The organism is Streptomyces sp. NPDC031064 (genome assembly GCF_055570965.1).
In genome coordinates, this window is the sequence record NZ_JBVIGF010000007.1 from 272,374 (window position 1) to 288,710 (window position 16,337).

The following is a 16,337-nucleotide window of genomic DNA, read 5'->3' on the forward strand; positions in this document are numbered from 1 at the left end:
TCAGAGATGTACAGATCAACCGGGACAGTCTTACATCACGGCGAGGATGTCGAGTGAGAAGACCAGGGTCGAGTTGGCGGGGATGTCGCCGGACGCCTGGGCGCCGTAGCCCAGCTCGGGCGGGACGACGAGCATCACGCGGCTGCCGACCTTCTTGCCGGCCAGGCCCTGCTGCCAGCCCTTGATCAGGCTCTGGAGCGGGAACTCGGCCAGCTCGCCCCGCTTGTAGCTGGCGTCGAACTCCTTGCCGCCGTCCCACAGGACGCCCTTGTACTGGAGCAGCAGCTTGTCCGTGGGCTTGACGGCCGGGCCGTCGCCCTCCAGGACGTACTTCGCGACCAGGTCCTTGGGCGCGGGCTTCTTCGGTACGTCGATGGAGGGGGCCTTGCCGTCGGTGTTGGTGCCGACCTTGGGCAGGTCGATGTTGTCCTGGGCGACCTCCTTGCCCTTGGCGGAGCTCTTGCCGTTGAAGGAGCCGCGGATGTCGACGACGAACACCAGCGTGTCGGTGCCCTTGATGCCGGCCTGCGGGTTGCCCTGCGTGCCGTAGCCGAGGGCCGGCGGGATGGCCAGCTCGACCCGGCTGCCGACCTTCTTGCCTGGCAGCGCCTGGTCCCAGCCCGGGATGAGCTGGCCGACGCCGATCCGCGAGGTCAGCGGCGCGCCACGGTCGTAGGAGTTGTCGAAGACCTTCGCCGAGTCCCAGACCTGCCCGAGGTAGTCGAACTGGAGGAAGTCGCCCTTGGCGACCGTCTGGCCCGTGCCCGCGACGACCGTCTTCACCGCGAGGTCGGACGACGGCTTGCCCGGGCCCTTGGCGACGGTCGGCTTCTGACCGAACTTCGTCCCCGCGGTGATGGCGGGCAGCGGGCCCTCCACGATCTTCGCGGACGGCTCCGTGGGGGTGGACGGGCTCTTGTCGGTCTTGGCCTGGTCGGGCTTGTCGTCACCGCAGCCCGCGAGGGTGAGCAGGCCGGCGGGGACGGCGAGTAGGAGGGAGCGACGGCGCACGGAATGCCTCGTATCTTGGTCGGGATCTCGGATCTATAGGTCTTCGCTGTCGAGTTCGCGAGGGGTGTCGGTCACTCTACGGCGTGACTGTACGGCGTGGATGAGGCGCCGTACGAGCAACGCACGGCGCCTCCCAGCGCAGATCCCGGTGTCCCGGCCGGCTCCCACCCGGCGTCCGGCCCGCGGAGCCTCACATTCCGGCGATGAGCTTCTCCACCCGGTCGTCGACGGACCGGAAGGGGTCCTTGCACAGCACGGTGCGCTGCGCCTGGTCGTTGAGCTTGAGGTGCACCCAGTCGACGGTGAAGTCCCGCCGCTGCTCCTGCGCACGGCGGATGAAGTCGCCGCGCAGCCGTGCCCTGGTGGTCTGCGGGGGCACCGACTTGCCCTCGAAGATCTTCAGGTCGTTGCAGATCCGGGCGGCCTGGCCCTTCTTCTCCAGCAGGTAGTAGAGCCCGCGCCGGCGGTGGATGTCGTGGTAGGCGAGGTCTATCTGGGCGACCCTCGGGTGCGACATGGTCATGTTGTGCTTGGCCCGGTACCGCTCCAGCAGCTTGTACTTCATGACCCAGTCGATCTCTGTGCCGATGCGGTCGAGGTCCTCCTCCTCGATGGCGTCCAGCGTGCGGCCCCACAGCTCCAGGACCTGCGCGACCGTGCCCGTACGGATGCCGCGCCGGTCGACGAAGTCGGCGGCCTTCTCGTAGTACTCCCGCTGGACCTCCAGGGCGGAGGCCTCGCGTCCGCTGGCGAGCCGCACCTTGCGCTGTCCGGTGATGTCGTGGCTGACCTCGCGGATCGCCCGGATCGGGTTCTCCAGGGTGAGGTCGCGCATCACCGTGCCGGCCTCGATCATGCGCAGGACGAGGTCGGTGGCGCCGACCTTCAGCAGCATGGTCGTCTCGGACATGTTCGAGTCGCCGACGATCACGTGCAGGCGGCGGTAGCGCTCGGCGTCCGCGTGCGGTTCGTCACGGGTGTTGATGATGGGCCGGGAGCGGGTCGTCGCGGAGCTGACGCCCTCCCAGATGTGCTCGGCGCGCTGGCTGACGCAGTAGACGGCGCCGCGCGGGGTTTGCAGCACCTTTCCGGCGCCGCAGAGCAACTGCCTGGTGACGAGGAACGGAATGAGGATGTCCGCGAGCCGCGAGAACTCTCCGTGACGGGCGACGAGATAGTTCTCGTGACAGCCGTAGGAGTTTCCCGCCGAGTCTGTGTTGTTCTTGAAGAGATAGACGTCGCCCGCGATTCCCTCCTCGTGCAGGCGGCGTTCGGCGTCGACGAGCAGGCCCTCGAGAATGCGCTCGCCGGCCTTGTCGTGGGTGACCAGTTCGGTCACGTTGTCGCATTCGGGAGTTGCGTATTCCGGATGCGATCCCACGTCGAGGTAGAGGCGGGCGCCGTTCCGCAGGAAGACGTTGCTGCTGCGGCCCCATGACACGACACGGCGGAAGAGGTAGCGCGCCACTTCGTCAGGAGACAGTCGGCGCTGTCCCCTGAACGTGCACGTGACGCCGTACTCGTTCTCCAGCCCGAAAATGCGGCGGTCCATGACTGAACATTACGCCTGATGTGGTGTGCTGAAACCGGGTTCGACGGCACCGTTTCGATCATTTTCCGATGCCGCCACGACATCTTCGGCGTGTTGTGCTCCACGACGGGGAACTGCCAGTACGCGCCGGGTGGCCAGCAGGACGAGCAGGGCGGTGAACCCGCCGGCGCCCGCCACGGCGAAACCGGCCGTGGTGCCGGAGAGCTGGACGACCGGGCCCGCCACGGCCGTTCCGCCGGCGGCTCCCACGCCGAAGGTGGTGACCAGCCAGGAGAACGCCTCGGTGACCGTGCCGCGCGGGGCGTGCCGGTCGACGACGATGAACGCGCACGCGATGGCGGGCGCCAGGAACACCCCCGACAGGGCCGCCAGAGCCGTCATGGACACCACACCCGGCGTGAGCATCAGCGGCAGGTAACCGAGCGCCAGCAGGCCGACGAGCACGCGCAGGCGGCGTTCGGGGGCGCCTGCCCAGTGCCGGGCCCCGTACACCGCGCCGCCGATGAGCGCGCCCAGGCCCAGGGCGGCCATCAGCCAGCCGTAGACGGACTCCCGGCCGTGGTCCTCGGCGTACGCGTAGGCGGCGACGGTGATGGAGCCGAGGGCGAGGCCGACGAAGAAGAAGGAGGCGAGCAGGGCCAGCAGCCCGGGTGAGCGCAGCGCGCCGAGCCAGTGGGCCTCGCGGGGCGCGGAGCGCCAGGTCCGCGACGGCTCGGACAGGACGACGGACAGGGCGCCGAGCACCCCGATCGCGTTGATGACGAGCAGGGCGGCGGCGGGCGACCAGAGCGAGACGAGGAGCGTGACCAGCAAGGGGCCGACGGTGAACATGACCTCCTGGGCGACCGCGTCCATGGCGTACGCCCGGTGGACCCGGTCCTCACGGCCCAGGACGCTCGGCCACAGGGCCCGGAGGCCGCCCTCCAGGGGCGGGGTGAACAGCCCGGCGACGGCGACGGCCGCGTAGGTGAGCGGCAGGGGGTCGATACCGGCGAGGACCAGCAGGGCCATGCCGAGGGCGGACACCAGGGCCGCCGGGAGCTGGACGCGGGGCTGGCCGTACAGGTCGACGGCGCGGCCGAGGAGGGGCTGGCCGATGGCGTTGCCGATGCCGTACACGGCGGCGAGGGCGCCGGCCAGGCTGTAGCTGCCGCCCTCCGCCCGGGTGAACACCATGATCGCGATCGGGCCCGTGCCGTTGGGGAGGCGCCCTATGAGGGTGCCTATGAGGAGCCTGGCGGCATGGGGTGCCTTCAGGATGTCGGCGTATCCGCCCGGTGCGGCGGCCATGTGCTGCCCCTCTCCCTCGGCGCCCGGCCGAGGTTTTACGTATAACGTCGTTCGTCATACGTACCATGACGGCATCCCGCGGGTCCACCCTCGCGGCCGTGATCGTCGAAGCGGAGGCGTGCGTGCACCACCCGGACCCAGCGGTTCCCGACCCGGCGCCCCAGCAGGCGCGCCCCACCAGCCGGGACGTCGCCCGGGTCGCGGGGGTCTCGCAGGCCACCGTGTCGCTGGTGTTCGGCGACAAGTGGCGCGGGCGGGTCTCGGAACGCACGGCGCGGCTGGTGCGCGAGGCCGCCGGCGAGCTCGGCTACCAGCCCAACCTCGCGGCGCGTCACCTCCGCCTGGGCCGTACCAGGACGGCGCTGCTGGTGGTGCCCGCCCTCACCAACGAGTTCTTCGCCCGCGTCTACACGGGGGCCGCCAGAGTCGCCGCCGAGCACGGTTTCGGTGTGGTCCTGTACCCCTCCCCCGAGGGCATCGGCCCGGCGAAGGACCCGTTCGCCTCGGCGCGGGCGGCGCTGGACGGGGTGATCGCCTCGTCGATGGCCGCCGAGGCGCTGCGGGCGATCCGCGGCACGGACCTGCCGCTGGTGATGCTGGACAGCGACCCGGCCGACCCGGGTGCCGCCGCGCACGTGAACCTCGACATCGCCGACGGCGTGCGGCAGGTGACGGACCATCTGCTGGCCCTGGGTCACCGCCGCTTCGTGCACCTGTCGTCAGCGGTGCCGTCCTGGACCTTCGACGTACGCGACCGGGCCCTGGCCGCGTGCCTGGGCGGCGTACCGGGGGTCTCCGTACGGACCGTTCCGGCGCCGCTGGAGGTGGACGGCGCCCGGGGGGCCGCCGAGCGCGCGCTGACCGCGCCGGGACCGCGCCCGACGGCCCTGGTCTGCGACGACGACATCGTGGCGGCGGGCGCCTGCAAGGCGGTACGGCGGCTGGGGCTGCGGGTGCCGGAGGACGTGTCGGTCACCGGGTTCGACGACCTGGCGCTCGCCACGGCGGTGGAACCGGAGCTGACCACGGTGCGGCTGCCCGCGGAACGGATCGGCGAGCGCGGGATGACGGCCCTGCTGGACGTCCTCGCCGGCCGCGACCCGGAGCGCGGCGACCTCCCGGTCACCCTGATGCCCCGCGGCTCCTCCGGCCCGCCCCCGGCTCCCTGACGGGCCGGCGCTCGTAGCCCCGACGCCCTTGCCCGCGCCCCCGCGCCCCGCGCCCCCGCGCGCCGGTGCCCCGGGCCGCGCGGGGGCGGGCCGGGGCACCGGATGGCGGGAAGGGCGAGGGATCAGTCCTCCGACGGGGCCGACTCCTCCGGTTCCTCGTCCGAGGGGGCGTTCGTCGGGGTGGAGGCCGAGGCGTCCGCCTCCAGCAGGCGGGACAACTGGCGGCCGACGATCCGCTTGAACTTGCGCTGCTGCGGGCGGGTGCGGTCCAGGATCGCCACCTCGAGCCGCTCCGCGGGGATCTCCCGCTCGCTGCCGTTGGTGTCCCGGGATAGCGCCTGCACGGCGAGCTTCAGCGCCTCGGCGAGCGACATCCCGTCGCGGTGCCGCTGGTCGAGGAAGCTGCTGATCTGCTCGGCGTTGCCGCCGACCGCGACCGAGCCGTGCTCGTCCACGATCGAGCCGTCGTGCGGCAGCCGGTAGATCTGGTCGCCCTCGGGGGAGGTCCCCACCTCTGCGACGACCAGCTCCACCTCGTACGGCTTCTCGCCCGCGCTGGAGAAGATGGTGCCCAGGGTCTGGGCGTAGACGTTGGCGAGCCCACGGGCCGTCACGTCGTCACGGTCGTAGGTGTAGCCACGCAGGTCCGCGTAGCGCACGCCGCCGATCCGCAGGTTCTCGTACTCGTTGTACTTACCGGCCGCGGCGAAACCGATCCGGTCGTAGATCTCGCTGAACTTGTGCAGCGCACGGGACGGGTTCTCACCGACGAAGACGATGCCGTCGGCGTACTGCAGCACAACCAGGCTGCGTCCACGGGCGATGCCCTTGCGGGCGTATTCCGCCCGGTCCTGCATGGCCTGTGCGGGCGAGACATAGAACGGCGTCGTCACCGGCTATCCGTCCCTTTCTTCAGGTGGACAAACATCAGAGCAGCGCGGCGCGCGGGCCGTCGGGCTGTTCGAGGCGGCGCTCCAGGATCGCGCGGGCGGTCTCGGAGGACTCCGCCTCGGTCAGCCGCCGGAAGCCCTCGTCGGTGATCACGGTGACGATCGGGTAGATCCGGCGGGCCACGTCCGGGCCGCCGGTCGCCGAGTCGTCGTCGGCCGCGTCGTAGAGCGCCTGCACGACCAGGGTGATGGCCTGCTGCTCCGTGAGGTCGTCGCGGTAGAGCTTCTTCATGGCGCCCCGGGCGAAGATCGAACCGGAGCCGGTGGCCGCGAAGCCGTGCTCCTCGGAGCGGCCGCCCGTCACGTCGTAACTGAAGATCCGGCCCTTCTCGCGCTCGACGTCCCAGCCGGCGAAGAGCGGAACGACGGCCAGGCCCTGCATGGCCATGCCCAGATTGCTGCGGATCATGGTGGAGAGGCGGTTCGCCTTGCCCTCCAGGGAGAGCTGGGCGCCCTCGACCTTCTCGAAGTGCTCCAGCTCGAGCTGGAAGAGCTTGACCATCTCCACGGCGAGACCGGCGGTGCCCGCGATGCCCACGGCCGAGTACTCGTCGGCCGGGAACACCTTCTCGATGTCCCGCTGGGCGATCATGTTGCCCATCGTGGCGCGCCGGTCACCGGCGAGCACCACACCGCCGGGGAACGTGGTGGCGACGATGGTCGTGCCGTGCGGTGCCTCGACGGCGCCCTGCACGGGCGGCAGGGTTCGCCTGCCGGGCAGCAGCTCGGGCGAGTGGTCGGCCAGGAAGTCCATGAACGAGGAGGAGCCGGGCGTCAGGAAGGCTGCCGGCAGACGCCCGATGCTACGAGGGTTGGCTTCCACGCGTTTCCTTCCGAAATGAGGCGGCGGCCCGCCGCGGCGGCGGTCGGGCCGATCATGCGTGCTGTGCACGGACCTTACCCGTGCCGTCGCCGGTCATCCGTCCCGGTGCCATCGGCTTTCGCCGACGGCACCGGGAGGGACAACGAGCTCTACTGTCCGCCCTTTTGCACGAAGGACCGTACGAAGTCCTCGGCGTTCTCCTCGAGGACGTCGTCGATCTCGTCGAGTACGGAGTCGACGTCGTCGGACAGCTTCTCCTGGCGCTCCTTGAGGTCCTCGGATGCCTGCGCGTCCTGCGCCTGCTCCTCGACCTCCTCGGTGGAACGCGTGGCCTTCTGCTGTCCGCCGCCGGTGTCCTTGGTCGCCATATCCCTCACCCCGCTCGGTTTGCCCGCTTGGTTCGGTCTCTCAAGATCAGACCCTACAAGGACGGTCTGACATCGGCCCTGTACTTTCTCCAACGTCCAGGGAGTATCCCCATGATTCCCGGAGATCCCCGGCCGAAGCCCATTCGGTCCGACCGGTACGCGCCCGGTCAGCCGCCGGACAGGACGCGGACCAGGTCCTCGGCCGTGCGGCAGCGGTCCAGGAGCTCCTTCACATGGTTACGTGTACCACGCAACGGCTCCAGCGTGGGAACCCTCTGGAGCGAGTCACGACCGGGCAGGTCGAAGATCACCGAGTCCCAGGAGGCCGCGGCCACGTCGTCGGCGTACTGCTCCAGGCACCGGCCCCGGAAATAGGCCCTGGTGTCCTCCGGGGGCTTCGCCTGCGCCCGCGCGACCGACTCCTCGTCCAGGAGGCGCTTCATCCTCCCCCGGGCCGCCAGACGGTTGTACAGGCCCTTGTCGGGGCGTACGTCGGCGTACTGGAGGTCCACCAGGTGCAGCCGGGCCGCGTCCCAGTCCAGGCCGTCACGGCGCCGGTAGCCCTCCATGAGCTCCCGCTTGGCCACCCAGTCCAGCTCACCGGCGAGGCTCATCGGGTCGTTCTCCAGCCGGTTGAGGGTGTCCTCCCACCTGGCCAGCACGTCCTTGGTCTGCTCGTCGGCGTCGGCGCCGAACCGCTCCTCCACGTACTTGCGGGCCAGCTCGAAGTACTCCATCTGGAGTTGTACCGCGGTGAGTGTCCGACCGCTGCGCAGCGTGATCAGGTACTGGAGCGAGGGGTCGTGGGACACCTGGTGCAGGGTGCGCACCGGCTGGTCGACGGCGAGGTCGACCGTGATGAAGCCGTCCTCGATCATCGACAGCACCAGGGCCGTCGTGCCGAGCTTGAGGTAGGTCGAGATCTCGGAGAGGTTCGCGTCGCCGATGATCACGTGCAGTCGGCGGTACTTCTCGGCGTCGGCGTGCGGCTCGTCGCGGGTGTTGATGATCGGCCGCTTGAGGGTGGTCTCCAGGCCGACCTCGACCTCGAAGTAATCCGCGCGCTGACTGATCTGGAAGCCGTGCTCATGGCCGTCCTGGCCGATGCCCACGCGGCCGGCGCCGGTGACGACCTGCCGGGAGACGAAGAAGGGCGTCAGGTGGCGCACGATGTCCGAGAAGGGGGTCTCCCGCTTCATCAGGTAGTTCTCGTGCGTGCCGTAGGACGCGCCCTTGTTGTCGGTGTTGTTCTTGTAGAGGTGGATCGGCTGGGCGCCGGGGAGCTGGGCCGCCCGCTCGGCCGCCTCCGCCATGATCCGCTCGCCGGCCTTGTCCCACAGGACGGCGTCGCGCGGATTGGTGACCTCCGGAGCGCTGTACTCGGGGTGGGCGTGGTCGACGTAGAGCCGGGCGCCATTGGTGAGGATCACATTGGCCAGGCCGATGTCCTCGTCCGTGAGCTGGCTGGAGTCGGCGGCCTCACGGGCGAGGTCGAAGCCGCGGGCGTCCCGCAGCGGGTTCTCCTCCTCGAAGTCCCAGCGGGCGCGGCGCGCCCGGTGCATCGCCGCCGCGTAGGCGTTGACGATCTGGGACGAGGTGAGCATGGCATTGGCGTTCGGGTGGCCGGGGACGGAGATCCCGTACTCCGTCTCGATGCCCATTACTCGCCGTACAGTCATGCGGCCCTCCTTGCCCGGCGGCGCCCCCGTTCGGGAACGGCGCTCAAGTACCGCTTCTTCTCCGGTGCGTGTGCGGTGCCCGTCCCCGCACTGCGCGACTCGGCGGTACGGAAGAGCCTAGAACGCCTCTGCGCTGGTGGGGAGATCAATTGCGTCATTGCTGCGGTGTGGTCGGAATGATGGCCAAAGGCCGGTGAAAGCAACCGGCCGCGGATGCCCTCCCCCGCCGTGGGGCGGGGGACGCCCGGGCACCCGCAGCCGGAATGCGATCTACAGGTACTGACCGGTATTCGCCACCGTGTCGATGGACCGGCCGGTGTCGGCGCCCTGCTTTCCGGTGACGAGGGTGCGGATGAAGACGATCCGCTCGCCCTTCTTTCCGGAGATCCGGGCCCAGTCGTCCGGGTTGGTGGTGTTGGGCAGGTCCTCGTTCTCCTTGAACTCGTCCACGCAAGCCTGGAGGAGGTGGGAGACCCTGAGGCCCTTCTGGTTGTGGTCGAGGAAGGCCTTGATGGCCATCTTCTTCGCCCGGTCGACGATGTTCTGGATCATCGCGCCGGAGTTGAAGTCCTTGAAGTACAGGACTTCCTTGTCACCATTGGCGTAGGTGACCTCGAGGAACCGGTTCTCCTCGGATTCCGCGTACATCTGCTCCACGACCGACTGGATCATCGCCTGGGCCGCGGCTTCCTTGGACCCATTGTGCTCGGCCAGGTCGTCCGCGTGCAGCGGCAGCGAAGGTGTCAGGTACTTGGCGAAGATGTCCTTGGCGGCCTCCGCGTCCGGACGCTCGATCTTGATCTTCACATCGAGCCGGCCCGGCCGCAGGATGGCGGGGTCGATCATGTCCTCGCGGTTGGAGGCGCCGATGACGATGACGTTCTCCAGGCCCTCCACACCGTCGATCTCGGCGAGGAGCTGCGGGACGATGGTGTTCTCCACGTCCGAGCTGACACCGGAGCCACGGGTGCGGAAGAGGGACTCCATCTCGTCGAAGAAGACGATCACCGGGGTGCCCTCGCCGGCCTTCTCACGAGCGCGCTGGAAGACCAGGCGGATGTGCCGCTCGGTCTCACCGACGTACTTGTTCAGGAGCTCGGGGCCCTTGATGTTCAGGAAGTAGCTCTTCCCGGCGGGCTGCCCGGTCACCTCGGCGACCTTCTTGGCAAGGGAGTTGGCGACGGCCTTCGCGATCAGCGTCTTGCCGCAGCCGGGCGGACCGTAGAGCAGGATGCCCTTCGGCGGCCGCAGTTCGTGCTCCTTGAAGAGGTCGGGGTAGAGGTACGGCAGCTCGACCGCGTCGCGGATCAGCTCGATCTGGTTCCCCAGACCGCCGATCTTGCTGTAGTCGACGTCCGGGACCTCCTCGAGGACGAGCTCCTCGACCTCGCTCTTCGGGATCACCTCGTAGACGTAACCGGACCTGGGCTCCAGCAGCAGGGCGTCACCGGGGCGGATGGTGGTGTCCAGCAGCGGCTCGGCGAGCCTCACCACCCGTTCCTCGTCGGTGTGCCCGATCACCAGGGCGCGCTCGCCGTCCTCGAGGATCTCCTTGAGGGTGACGATGTCCCCGGCACGCTCGAACTCCATGGCCTCGACCACGTTGAGCGCTTCGTTGAGCATCAGTTCCTGGCCGCGCCGGAGCTCGTCGAGCTCGACGCTGGGGCTGACGTTCACCCGGAGCTTGCGGCCCCCGGTGAAGATGTCGCAGGTGCCGTCCTCGTTCGCCTGCAGGAAGACACCGAAGCCGGCCGGAGGCTGCGCGAGCCGGTCGACCTCCTCCTTGAGGGCCACGATCTGGTCGCGGGCCTCACGGAGCGTATTGGCGAGTCGCTCGTTCTGCGCGGACACGCCGGCCAGGTTGGTCTGCAGCTCGACGATCCGCTCTTCGAGAATCCTCGTGTGACGCGGAGAGTCGGCGAGCTTACGTCGCAGGACGGCGATTTCCTGCTCGAGATAGGCAACCTGGCCGGCAGGGTCTTCAGACCCCCGCCCCGGCCGGATGCCGCGGTTGATGTCGTCGTCGTGGGCTGCCACGGTCCTCACCTCCTCCAAGGGGAGCTGGACGCTTCCTGACCCTACCTGGGTGGGTGGTGATTGAAACCCCTAGATCACAAAGACTCTCGGGGTGTGTCCGATCTTCACCCTTGCGCTCTCCCTCGCACCAGGGGGATACCCACCCATCAACATCTGAAAGCGGGCGGTTGTATCGTCGGAGTGGTCAACACCCGTCAGGGTTGGCCCGACTTACCACACCAGAGGCAGGAATATGACCGTGCAGCACGAGGCTCCGACCACGGGCGCCGGCGAGGCCCTGGAGGTCTGGATCGACCAGGACCTCTGCACCGGCGACGGGATCTGCGCCCAGTACGCCCCCGAGGTCTTCGAGCTGGACATCGACGGCCTGGCGTACGTGAAGAGCGCCGAGGACGAGCTGCTCCAGGACCCGGGCGCCACCACGCCCGTTCCGCTGCCGCTGCTTCAGGACGTGGTCGACTCCGCGAAGGAGTGTCCGGGCGACTGCATCCATGTGCGGCGCGTTTCGGACAAGGTGGAGCTCTACGGCCCTGACGCGGAGTGACCGCTCACGCACCCAGGGCTTCGGCGGGGGCGGAGCGGACGAACTTGTCGCCCTCCCACCGCCACTTGACCGTCTCCCGCTGATCGGGACAGCAGCTCGGCACGTCCGGTGAGGAGTAGCCGAACAGGGTCGCGGTGACGACCCCGTCACGCACGGAGATCCCACCGACACTGCGCCGCTCGGCGGGCTCCACCAGCGTGGCCACCACGCGGGCCCCGGCCCCGGCGCCCCGGGCGAGGACGTACAGGCCGCTCGGCGGCGTCCCGGAACCCGCGCGGCAGTGCGCCGCCACGACCGTCTCCGGCCGGCCGTCGCCGTCGATGTCGCCCGTCGCCCGCTTCGACACCACGCTGGGTGCGCCGGCGCATTCGAGCGGATAGGTCACCGCGGCCGGGTCGGGAGCGGGGCCGGCGGCGGGAGCGGCCGCGGTCCGGATGCCGCCCGCCTGGGAGGCGGTGGCGGCTTCGGGCTGGAGCACTCCGGCGCCGGCGACCACCGCGGCCATCGCCGCTGCCGTGGCCAGCCAGTGGATCGGCCGGGCGTGGGTGTGCGCGAGGTCCGGGAGGGCGGAGGGCTGCACGCGGGGTGTCTCCTGTGGGCTGTGCGGTGGGGGTGCCCAGCATCGTGCCATACGTCACACCGGCCGCGGAACAGGGGGGTCGGGCCGTGTTTCCTCCGAGCGGGCCGGGCCCGCTCCACGGACGCCGAACGTGAAGGCGCCGCCGCCGAGTTCCCCGCTGGGTGGCGGGAACTCGACGGCGGCGCCGGTGCGTTGTCGGGGCGTCAGCCCCATGGGGCGTCTGCCCGGGTATCAGCCCTTGTTGGGGCCTTCGTAGTCCTCGCCGTACGCGCCCTTGGCGGGACGGCGGCGGCGCATCGGGGGCTCCACTCCGTCCGCGAGGCGGCGGGCGGTGACCAGGAAACCGGTGTGTCCGATCATCCGGTGGTCGGGACGGACGGCCAGGCCCTCGACGTGCCAGTTGCGGATCATCGACTCCCAGGGCTGCGGCTCGGCGTAGCAGCCGATCTCGCGGATGGACTCCACGGTGCGGGCGAGCTGGGTGGTGGTCGCCACGTAGCAGCAGAGGATGCCGCCCGGGACGAGCGCCTTGGAGACGGCCTCCAGGCACTCCCAGGGGGCGAGCATGTCCAGGATCACGCGGTCGACGTCGGTGTCCGACAGGTTGTCCTGGAGGTCGCCGACGGTGAGCTGCCAGGCGGGGTGCGGGCCGCCGAAGTAGCGCTCCACGTTGCCCTTGGCGATCTCGGCGAAGTCCTCACGGCGCTCGTAGGAGTGCAGCATGCCGCTGTCGCCGATGGCGCGCAGCAGGAAGCTGCTGAGCGAGCCGGAGCCCACACCGGCCTCGACGACGCGTGCGCCGGGGAAGATGTCGGCGAAGGCCAGGATCTGCCCCGCGTCCTTGGGGTAGACCACGGCGGCGCCGCGGGGCATGGACAGGACGTAGTCGGGGAGCAGGGGGCGCAGCGCGAGGTAGGCGACGTTTCCCGTGGTACGGACAACACTGCCCTCGGGAGCACCGATCAGCTCGTCGTGCGGGAAGGAACCCTTGTGGGTGTGGAAATTCTTCCCGGCCTCGAGCGTGAACGTGTAGTGGCGTCCCTTGGGGTCGGTGAGCTGGACCTGGTCCCCGACCTCGAAGGGCCCGCGACGGCGGGCGGCACCGGTCGGTTCGGACATGTGACCAGTGTATGGGCTTCAGGAACCCGGCCGTGCCATCGCCTGGACGAAGGCCCGCTCGACGTCCGCGGTGGACAGCACGCCGTAGATCTCGCCGGACTCCTCGACCACCAGGTACTCGGTGGCCGGGTTCGCGCGGAGCCGGTCCAGGAGCGCCTCGCCGGCGAGGTCGGCGGGGACCCGCATGCCCTCGGTGAGCTCCTGGGCGAGGCCGCTGACCGCGACCCAGGGGCGGCGGTGCTGGGGCACGCCGACGATGGCCGTCTCGCGGACCAGGGCCTTGGGCTCGCCGTGGCCGTCGACGACGACGAGGGCGCGGGCCCCGGCTTCGTTGGCGCGGCGGAGGGCCTCGGACAGGGGGGTGTCGGACTCGACGGGGACGGCCCGCCGGGTGAGGGTACGGGCGCGCAGTTCGGGGAGGTGCTCGCGCAGCCGGGCCATGCGGAGGCTGTTGCCGGCCCCGGTCCAGATGATCGCGGCGAGGATGGCGGCGAGGAGCGCGTCCATCACGGTCTCCAGGCCGCTGATCTCGTGGGAGGCGCTGCCGAGGGCACCGGTGTGGGTGAGCAGCGGCAGGCCGATGAGGACGGTGACGGCGAGGGCGCGGCCGACCCAGGCGGCGGCGACGGTGCCGCTCATGGGCTTGCCGGTGATCTTCCACACGACGGCGCGGAGCATGCGGCCGCCGTCGAGCGGCAGGCCGGGCAGGAGGTTGAAGGCCGCGACGATGAGGTTGGAGATCATCAGGCCGGCGAGCAGGACCCCGGGCACGGTGCCGGGCTCGACGGCGTACATCGCCGCGTAGAACCCACCGGCGAGGGCGAGCGAGAGGAGCGGGCCGACGAAGGCGAGGACGAACTCCCGGCCGGGGGTCTCGCACTCCTTCTCGATCTCGGAGACGCCGCCGAAGAACTGGAGCTGGATGCGGCGCACCGGCAGTTTGAAGCGGAGCGCCGCGATGGTGTGGGCCAGTTCGTGCACCAGTACGGAGGCGTAGAAGGCGACCGCGAAGAAGAGGGAGACCAGGTAGCGGGCGCTGCCGAGCTCGGGCAGGATCCGCTCGATCTGGTCGCCGAAGACCCAGGTGATGAGGGCGGCGACCAGGAACCAGCTCGGGGCGACGTACACGGGCACGCCGAAGAGGCGGCCCATCAGGATGCCGCCGCCTTCCCGTGGCCGCTGCGGTTTTCCGCTGTCGGGAGCGGCTCCGGCCGGGTCGGACCGCGGGCGGGTGTGCTCGCCGCTCTCGTCGTCCTTGTTCACAGGTTCCCTTCGGTGTGAAGCGTCACACGACGATCATGCAGTGTGGGAGGGTCTGGCGTCGATGGTATGCCGATCGTTGTCAGTGGCGGGCCGTAGGGTTCTGTGCCATGACCACGAGCCCGTCCAGCTCCCCGAGCCCGTCCAGCTCCCCCGGCACGTCCGCCTCCCCCGGCGCGTCCGCCTCCCCGGATGCCAAGCCGCCGGCGTCGCTCTCGCCGTCGCGGGCGAGCGACTTCATGCAGTGCCCGCTGCTGTACCGGTTCCGGGTGATCGACCAACTGCCGGAGAAGCCGAGCGTGGCGGCGACCCGCGGGACGCTGGTGCACGCCGTGCTGGAGCGGCTCTTCGACGATCCGGCGGTGGAGCGGACCGCGCCGCGGGCGAAGGCGATGGTGCCGGGGCAGTGGACCCGGCTGCTGGAGTCGAGGCCGGAGCTCGGGGAGCTGTTCGAGGGGGACGCGGACGGGGAGCTACTGGCGCGCTGGCTGTCCGAGGCGGAGCAGCTCGTCGAGCGGTGGTTCACGCTGGAGGACCCGACGCGGCTGGAGCCGGCGGAGCGGGAGCTGTTCGTGGAGACCGAGCTGGAGTCGGGGCTGCGGCTGCGGGGCGTGATCGACCGGGTCGACGTGGCGCCGACGGGCGAGGTGCGGATCGTCGACTACAAGACGGGCAAGGCGCCCCGCCCGGAGTACAGCGAGGGCGCGCTGTTCCAGATGAAGTTCTACGCCCTGGTGGTGTGGCGGCTGAAGGGCGTGGTGCCGCGCCGGTTGCAGCTCGTGTACCTGGGCAGCGGTGACGTGCTGACGTACGACCCGGTGGAGGCGGACCTGCTGCGGGTGGAGCGCAAGCTCCAGGCGCTGTGGGACGCCATCGCCCATGCCACCGCCACGGGTGACTGGCGGCCCCGTCCGACGAAGCTGTGCGGGTGGTGCGACCACCAGTCGGTGTGCCCGGAGTTCGGTGGCACTCCCCCGGTCTATCCGCTCCCGATCGTCCCGGCGCCACGGCCGGAGTGAGGCGGCGGAGCCCGAGCGGGGCGGTCAGGGCAGAATGGGCACGGTCAGCTCAGCCGTGAAGGAGTACCTGTGGCCATCCGCGTCCTACTGGTCGACGACCAGCCGCTGCTGCGCACCGGCTTCCGGATGATTCTGGAGGCGGAGCAGGACATCGCGGTCGTCGGTGAGGCCGGCGACGGCCTTCAGGCTCTCGACCAGGTGCGGGCGCTCCAGCCCGATGTGGTGCTGATGGACATTCGGATGCCCCGCATGGACGGTGTGGAGGCGACCCGGCAGATCACCGGGCCGGGGCGGGACGGGCCGGCGAAGGTGCTGGTGCTGACGACGTTCGACCTGGACGAGTACGTGGTGGAGGCGCTGCGCGCCGGGGCCAGTGGGTTCCTGCTGAAGGACGCGCCGGCCAATGAACTGGTGCAGGCGATCCGGGTGGTCGCGGCGGGTGAGGCGATGCTGGCGCCGAGCATCACGCGCCGGCTGCTCGACAAGTACGCGGACCACCTGCCGTCGGGCGAGGAGCCCGTGCCGGACGCGCTGAACACGCTGACGGACCGTGAGGTCGAGGTGCTGAAGCTGGTGGCGCGGGGGTTGTCGAACGCGGAGATCGCCGCGGACCTGTTCGTCAGCGAGACGACCGTGAAGACCCATGTGGGTCATGTGCTCACCAAGCTGGGCCTGCGCGACCGGGTCCAGGCCGCCGTGTACGCCTACGAGAGCGGCCTGGTGCGCCCCGGCGCGCAGTGACCGGCCAGCCGGTGACGGGCGCGCCGGTGACCGGCGCGCGGTGACCGGCCAGCCGTACCGAGAAGCCCGGTACCGAGAAGCGGGGGGGGGGGGGGGGGGGGGGGGGGGGGGAGGTAGGGGGGGGGGGGGGGGGGGACATGCTGTTTTCGCGGGAAGAGGAAGAGGGGGGGAGGGCGGGTGCGCAGACCGAGTAGG

At 70.3% G+C, this 16,337-nt stretch carries 15 protein-coding genes; 4 read left to right on the forward strand and 11 right to left on the reverse strand.

Annotated elements, in window-relative coordinates; genetic code table 11:
- Positions 1-30: 30 nt before the first annotated feature.
- The 3 genes from ACZ46W_RS25610 to ACZ46W_RS25620 all read right to left on the reverse strand — a co-directional run bounded on the left by ACZ46W_RS25610 (position 31) and on the right by ACZ46W_RS25620 (position 3,853).
- Positions 31-1,011 carry an FKBP-type peptidyl-prolyl cis-trans isomerase gene (locus ACZ46W_RS25610; protein WP_468341777.1) on the reverse strand — a complete coding sequence of 327 codons (981 nt, stop codon included), beginning with the start codon at positions 1,009-1,011 and terminating at the stop codon, positions 31-33.
- Between the two features lie 190 nt (positions 1,012-1,201).
- Positions 1,202-2,563: a Pup--protein ligase gene (gene pafA, locus ACZ46W_RS25615; protein WP_073758312.1), complete on the reverse strand. Its 1,362-nt coding sequence runs from the start codon at positions 2,561-2,563 to the stop codon at positions 1,202-1,204.
- Positions 2,564-2,572: 9 nt separating this feature from the next.
- Positions 2,573-3,853 carry an MFS transporter gene (locus tag ACZ46W_RS25620; protein WP_468341780.1) on the reverse strand — a complete coding sequence of 427 codons (1,281 nt, stop codon included), beginning with the start codon at positions 3,851-3,853 and terminating at the stop codon, positions 2,573-2,575.
- A gap of 65 nt (positions 3,854-3,918) precedes the next feature.
- Here ACZ46W_RS25620 and ACZ46W_RS25625 point away from each other — a divergent pair, with 65 nt between their 5' ends.
- Positions 3,919-5,022 carry a LacI family DNA-binding transcriptional regulator gene (locus tag ACZ46W_RS25625; RefSeq protein ID WP_468341783.1) on the forward strand — a complete coding sequence of 368 codons (1,104 nt, stop codon included), beginning with the start codon at positions 3,919-3,921 and terminating at the stop codon, positions 5,020-5,022.
- A 122-nt stretch (positions 5,023-5,144) separates the two neighbouring features.
- Here the strand turns inward: ACZ46W_RS25625 and prcA are convergent, their stop codons facing one another.
- The 5 genes from prcA to arc form a co-directional block, all read right to left on the reverse strand.
- Positions 5,145-5,915, reverse strand: coding sequence for a proteasome subunit alpha (prcA, locus tag ACZ46W_RS25630; protein WP_468341786.1), 771 nt, complete (start codon positions 5,913-5,915; stop codon positions 5,145-5,147).
- Between the two features lie 34 nt (positions 5,916-5,949).
- Positions 5,950-6,795 (reverse strand): proteasome subunit beta, encoded by an 846-nt coding sequence (gene prcB, locus ACZ46W_RS25635; protein ID WP_468341789.1) that lies wholly within the window; start codon positions 6,793-6,795, stop codon positions 5,950-5,952.
- Between the two features lie 149 nt (positions 6,796-6,944).
- On the reverse strand, positions 6,945-7,163 hold the full coding sequence (locus ACZ46W_RS25640; protein ID WP_016325855.1) for a ubiquitin-like protein Pup: 219 nt from the start codon (positions 7,161-7,163) through the stop codon (positions 6,945-6,947).
- A gap of 167 nt (positions 7,164-7,330) precedes the next feature.
- The gene (gene dop / locus ACZ46W_RS25645) at positions 7,331-8,842 is read right to left on the reverse strand and encodes a depupylase/deamidase Dop (protein WP_468341793.1); all 1,512 of its coding nucleotides are present in this window, start codon (positions 8,840-8,842) and stop codon (positions 7,331-7,333) included.
- Between the two features lie 270 nt (positions 8,843-9,112).
- Complete coding sequence (gene arc / locus ACZ46W_RS25650) at positions 9,113-10,879, reverse strand: proteasome ATPase (RefSeq protein WP_366130599.1); 1,767 nt, start codon at positions 10,877-10,879, stop codon at positions 9,113-9,115.
- A gap of 232 nt (positions 10,880-11,111) precedes the next feature.
- On the opposite strand from arc, the gene ACZ46W_RS25655 reads away from it, so the two are divergent.
- Positions 11,112-11,423: a ferredoxin gene (locus tag ACZ46W_RS25655; RefSeq protein ID WP_366130598.1), complete on the forward strand. Its 312-nt coding sequence runs from the start codon at positions 11,112-11,114 to the stop codon at positions 11,421-11,423.
- A gap of 4 nt (positions 11,424-11,427) precedes the next feature.
- Here ACZ46W_RS25655 and ACZ46W_RS25660 read toward each other — a convergent pair whose 3' ends face one another.
- The 3 genes from ACZ46W_RS25660 to ACZ46W_RS25670 all read right to left on the reverse strand — a co-directional run bounded on the left by ACZ46W_RS25660 (position 11,428) and on the right by ACZ46W_RS25670 (position 14,385).
- Positions 11,428-12,003 carry a hypothetical protein gene (locus ACZ46W_RS25660; RefSeq protein WP_468341796.1) on the reverse strand — a complete coding sequence of 192 codons (576 nt, stop codon included), beginning with the start codon at positions 12,001-12,003 and terminating at the stop codon, positions 11,428-11,430.
- Between the two features lie 231 nt (positions 12,004-12,234).
- The gene (locus ACZ46W_RS25665; RefSeq protein ID WP_189553424.1) at positions 12,235-13,122 is read right to left on the reverse strand and encodes a tRNA (adenine-N1)-methyltransferase; all 888 of its coding nucleotides are present in this window, start codon (positions 13,120-13,122) and stop codon (positions 12,235-12,237) included.
- A gap of 18 nt (positions 13,123-13,140) precedes the next feature.
- A complete protein-coding gene (locus tag ACZ46W_RS25670) occupies positions 13,141-14,385 on the reverse strand; it encodes a site-2 protease family protein (RefSeq protein WP_468341800.1) in 1,245 nt (414 codons plus the stop codon).
- A gap of 107 nt (positions 14,386-14,492) precedes the next feature.
- Here ACZ46W_RS25670 and ACZ46W_RS25675 point away from each other — a divergent pair, with 107 nt between their 5' ends.
- Positions 14,493-15,401, forward strand: a complete 909-nt coding sequence (locus tag ACZ46W_RS25675) for a RecB family exonuclease (protein WP_468341803.1) — start codon at positions 14,493-14,495, stop codon at positions 15,399-15,401.
- Between the two features lie 69 nt (positions 15,402-15,470).
- Positions 15,471-16,142, forward strand: coding sequence for a response regulator (locus tag ACZ46W_RS25680; RefSeq protein WP_064069109.1), 672 nt, complete (start codon positions 15,471-15,473; stop codon positions 16,140-16,142).
- Positions 16,143-16,337 lie beyond the last annotated feature (195 nt).

Bases quoted from the DNA above. Each gene is read 5' to 3' on its own strand.
- pafA (WP_073758312.1), bottom strand. From the start codon at position 2,563: ATGGACCGCCGCATTTTCGGGCTGGAGAACGAGTACGGCGTCACGTGC.
- ACZ46W_RS25620 (WP_468341780.1), bottom strand. From the start codon at position 3,853: ATGGCCGCCGCACCGGGCGGATACGCCGACATCCTGAAGGCACCCCAT.
- ACZ46W_RS25625 (WP_468341783.1), top strand. From the start codon at position 3,919: ATGACGGCATCCCGCGGGTCCACCCTCGCGGCCGTGATCGTCGAAGCG.
- ACZ46W_RS25640 (WP_016325855.1), bottom strand. From the start codon at position 7,163: ATGGCGACCAAGGACACCGGCGGCGGACAGCAGAAGGCCACGCGTTCC.
- dop (WP_468341793.1), bottom strand. From the start codon at position 8,842: ATGACTGTACGGCGAGTAATGGGCATCGAGACGGAGTACGGGATCTCC.
- ACZ46W_RS25655 (WP_366130598.1), top strand. From the start codon at position 11,112: ATGACCGTGCAGCACGAGGCTCCGACCACGGGCGCCGGCGAGGCCCTG.
- ACZ46W_RS25665 (WP_189553424.1), bottom strand. From the start codon at position 13,122: ATGTCCGAACCGACCGGTGCCGCCCGCCGTCGCGGGCCCTTCGAGGTC.
- ACZ46W_RS25675 (WP_468341803.1), top strand. From the start codon at position 14,493: ATGACCACGAGCCCGTCCAGCTCCCCGAGCCCGTCCAGCTCCCCCGGC.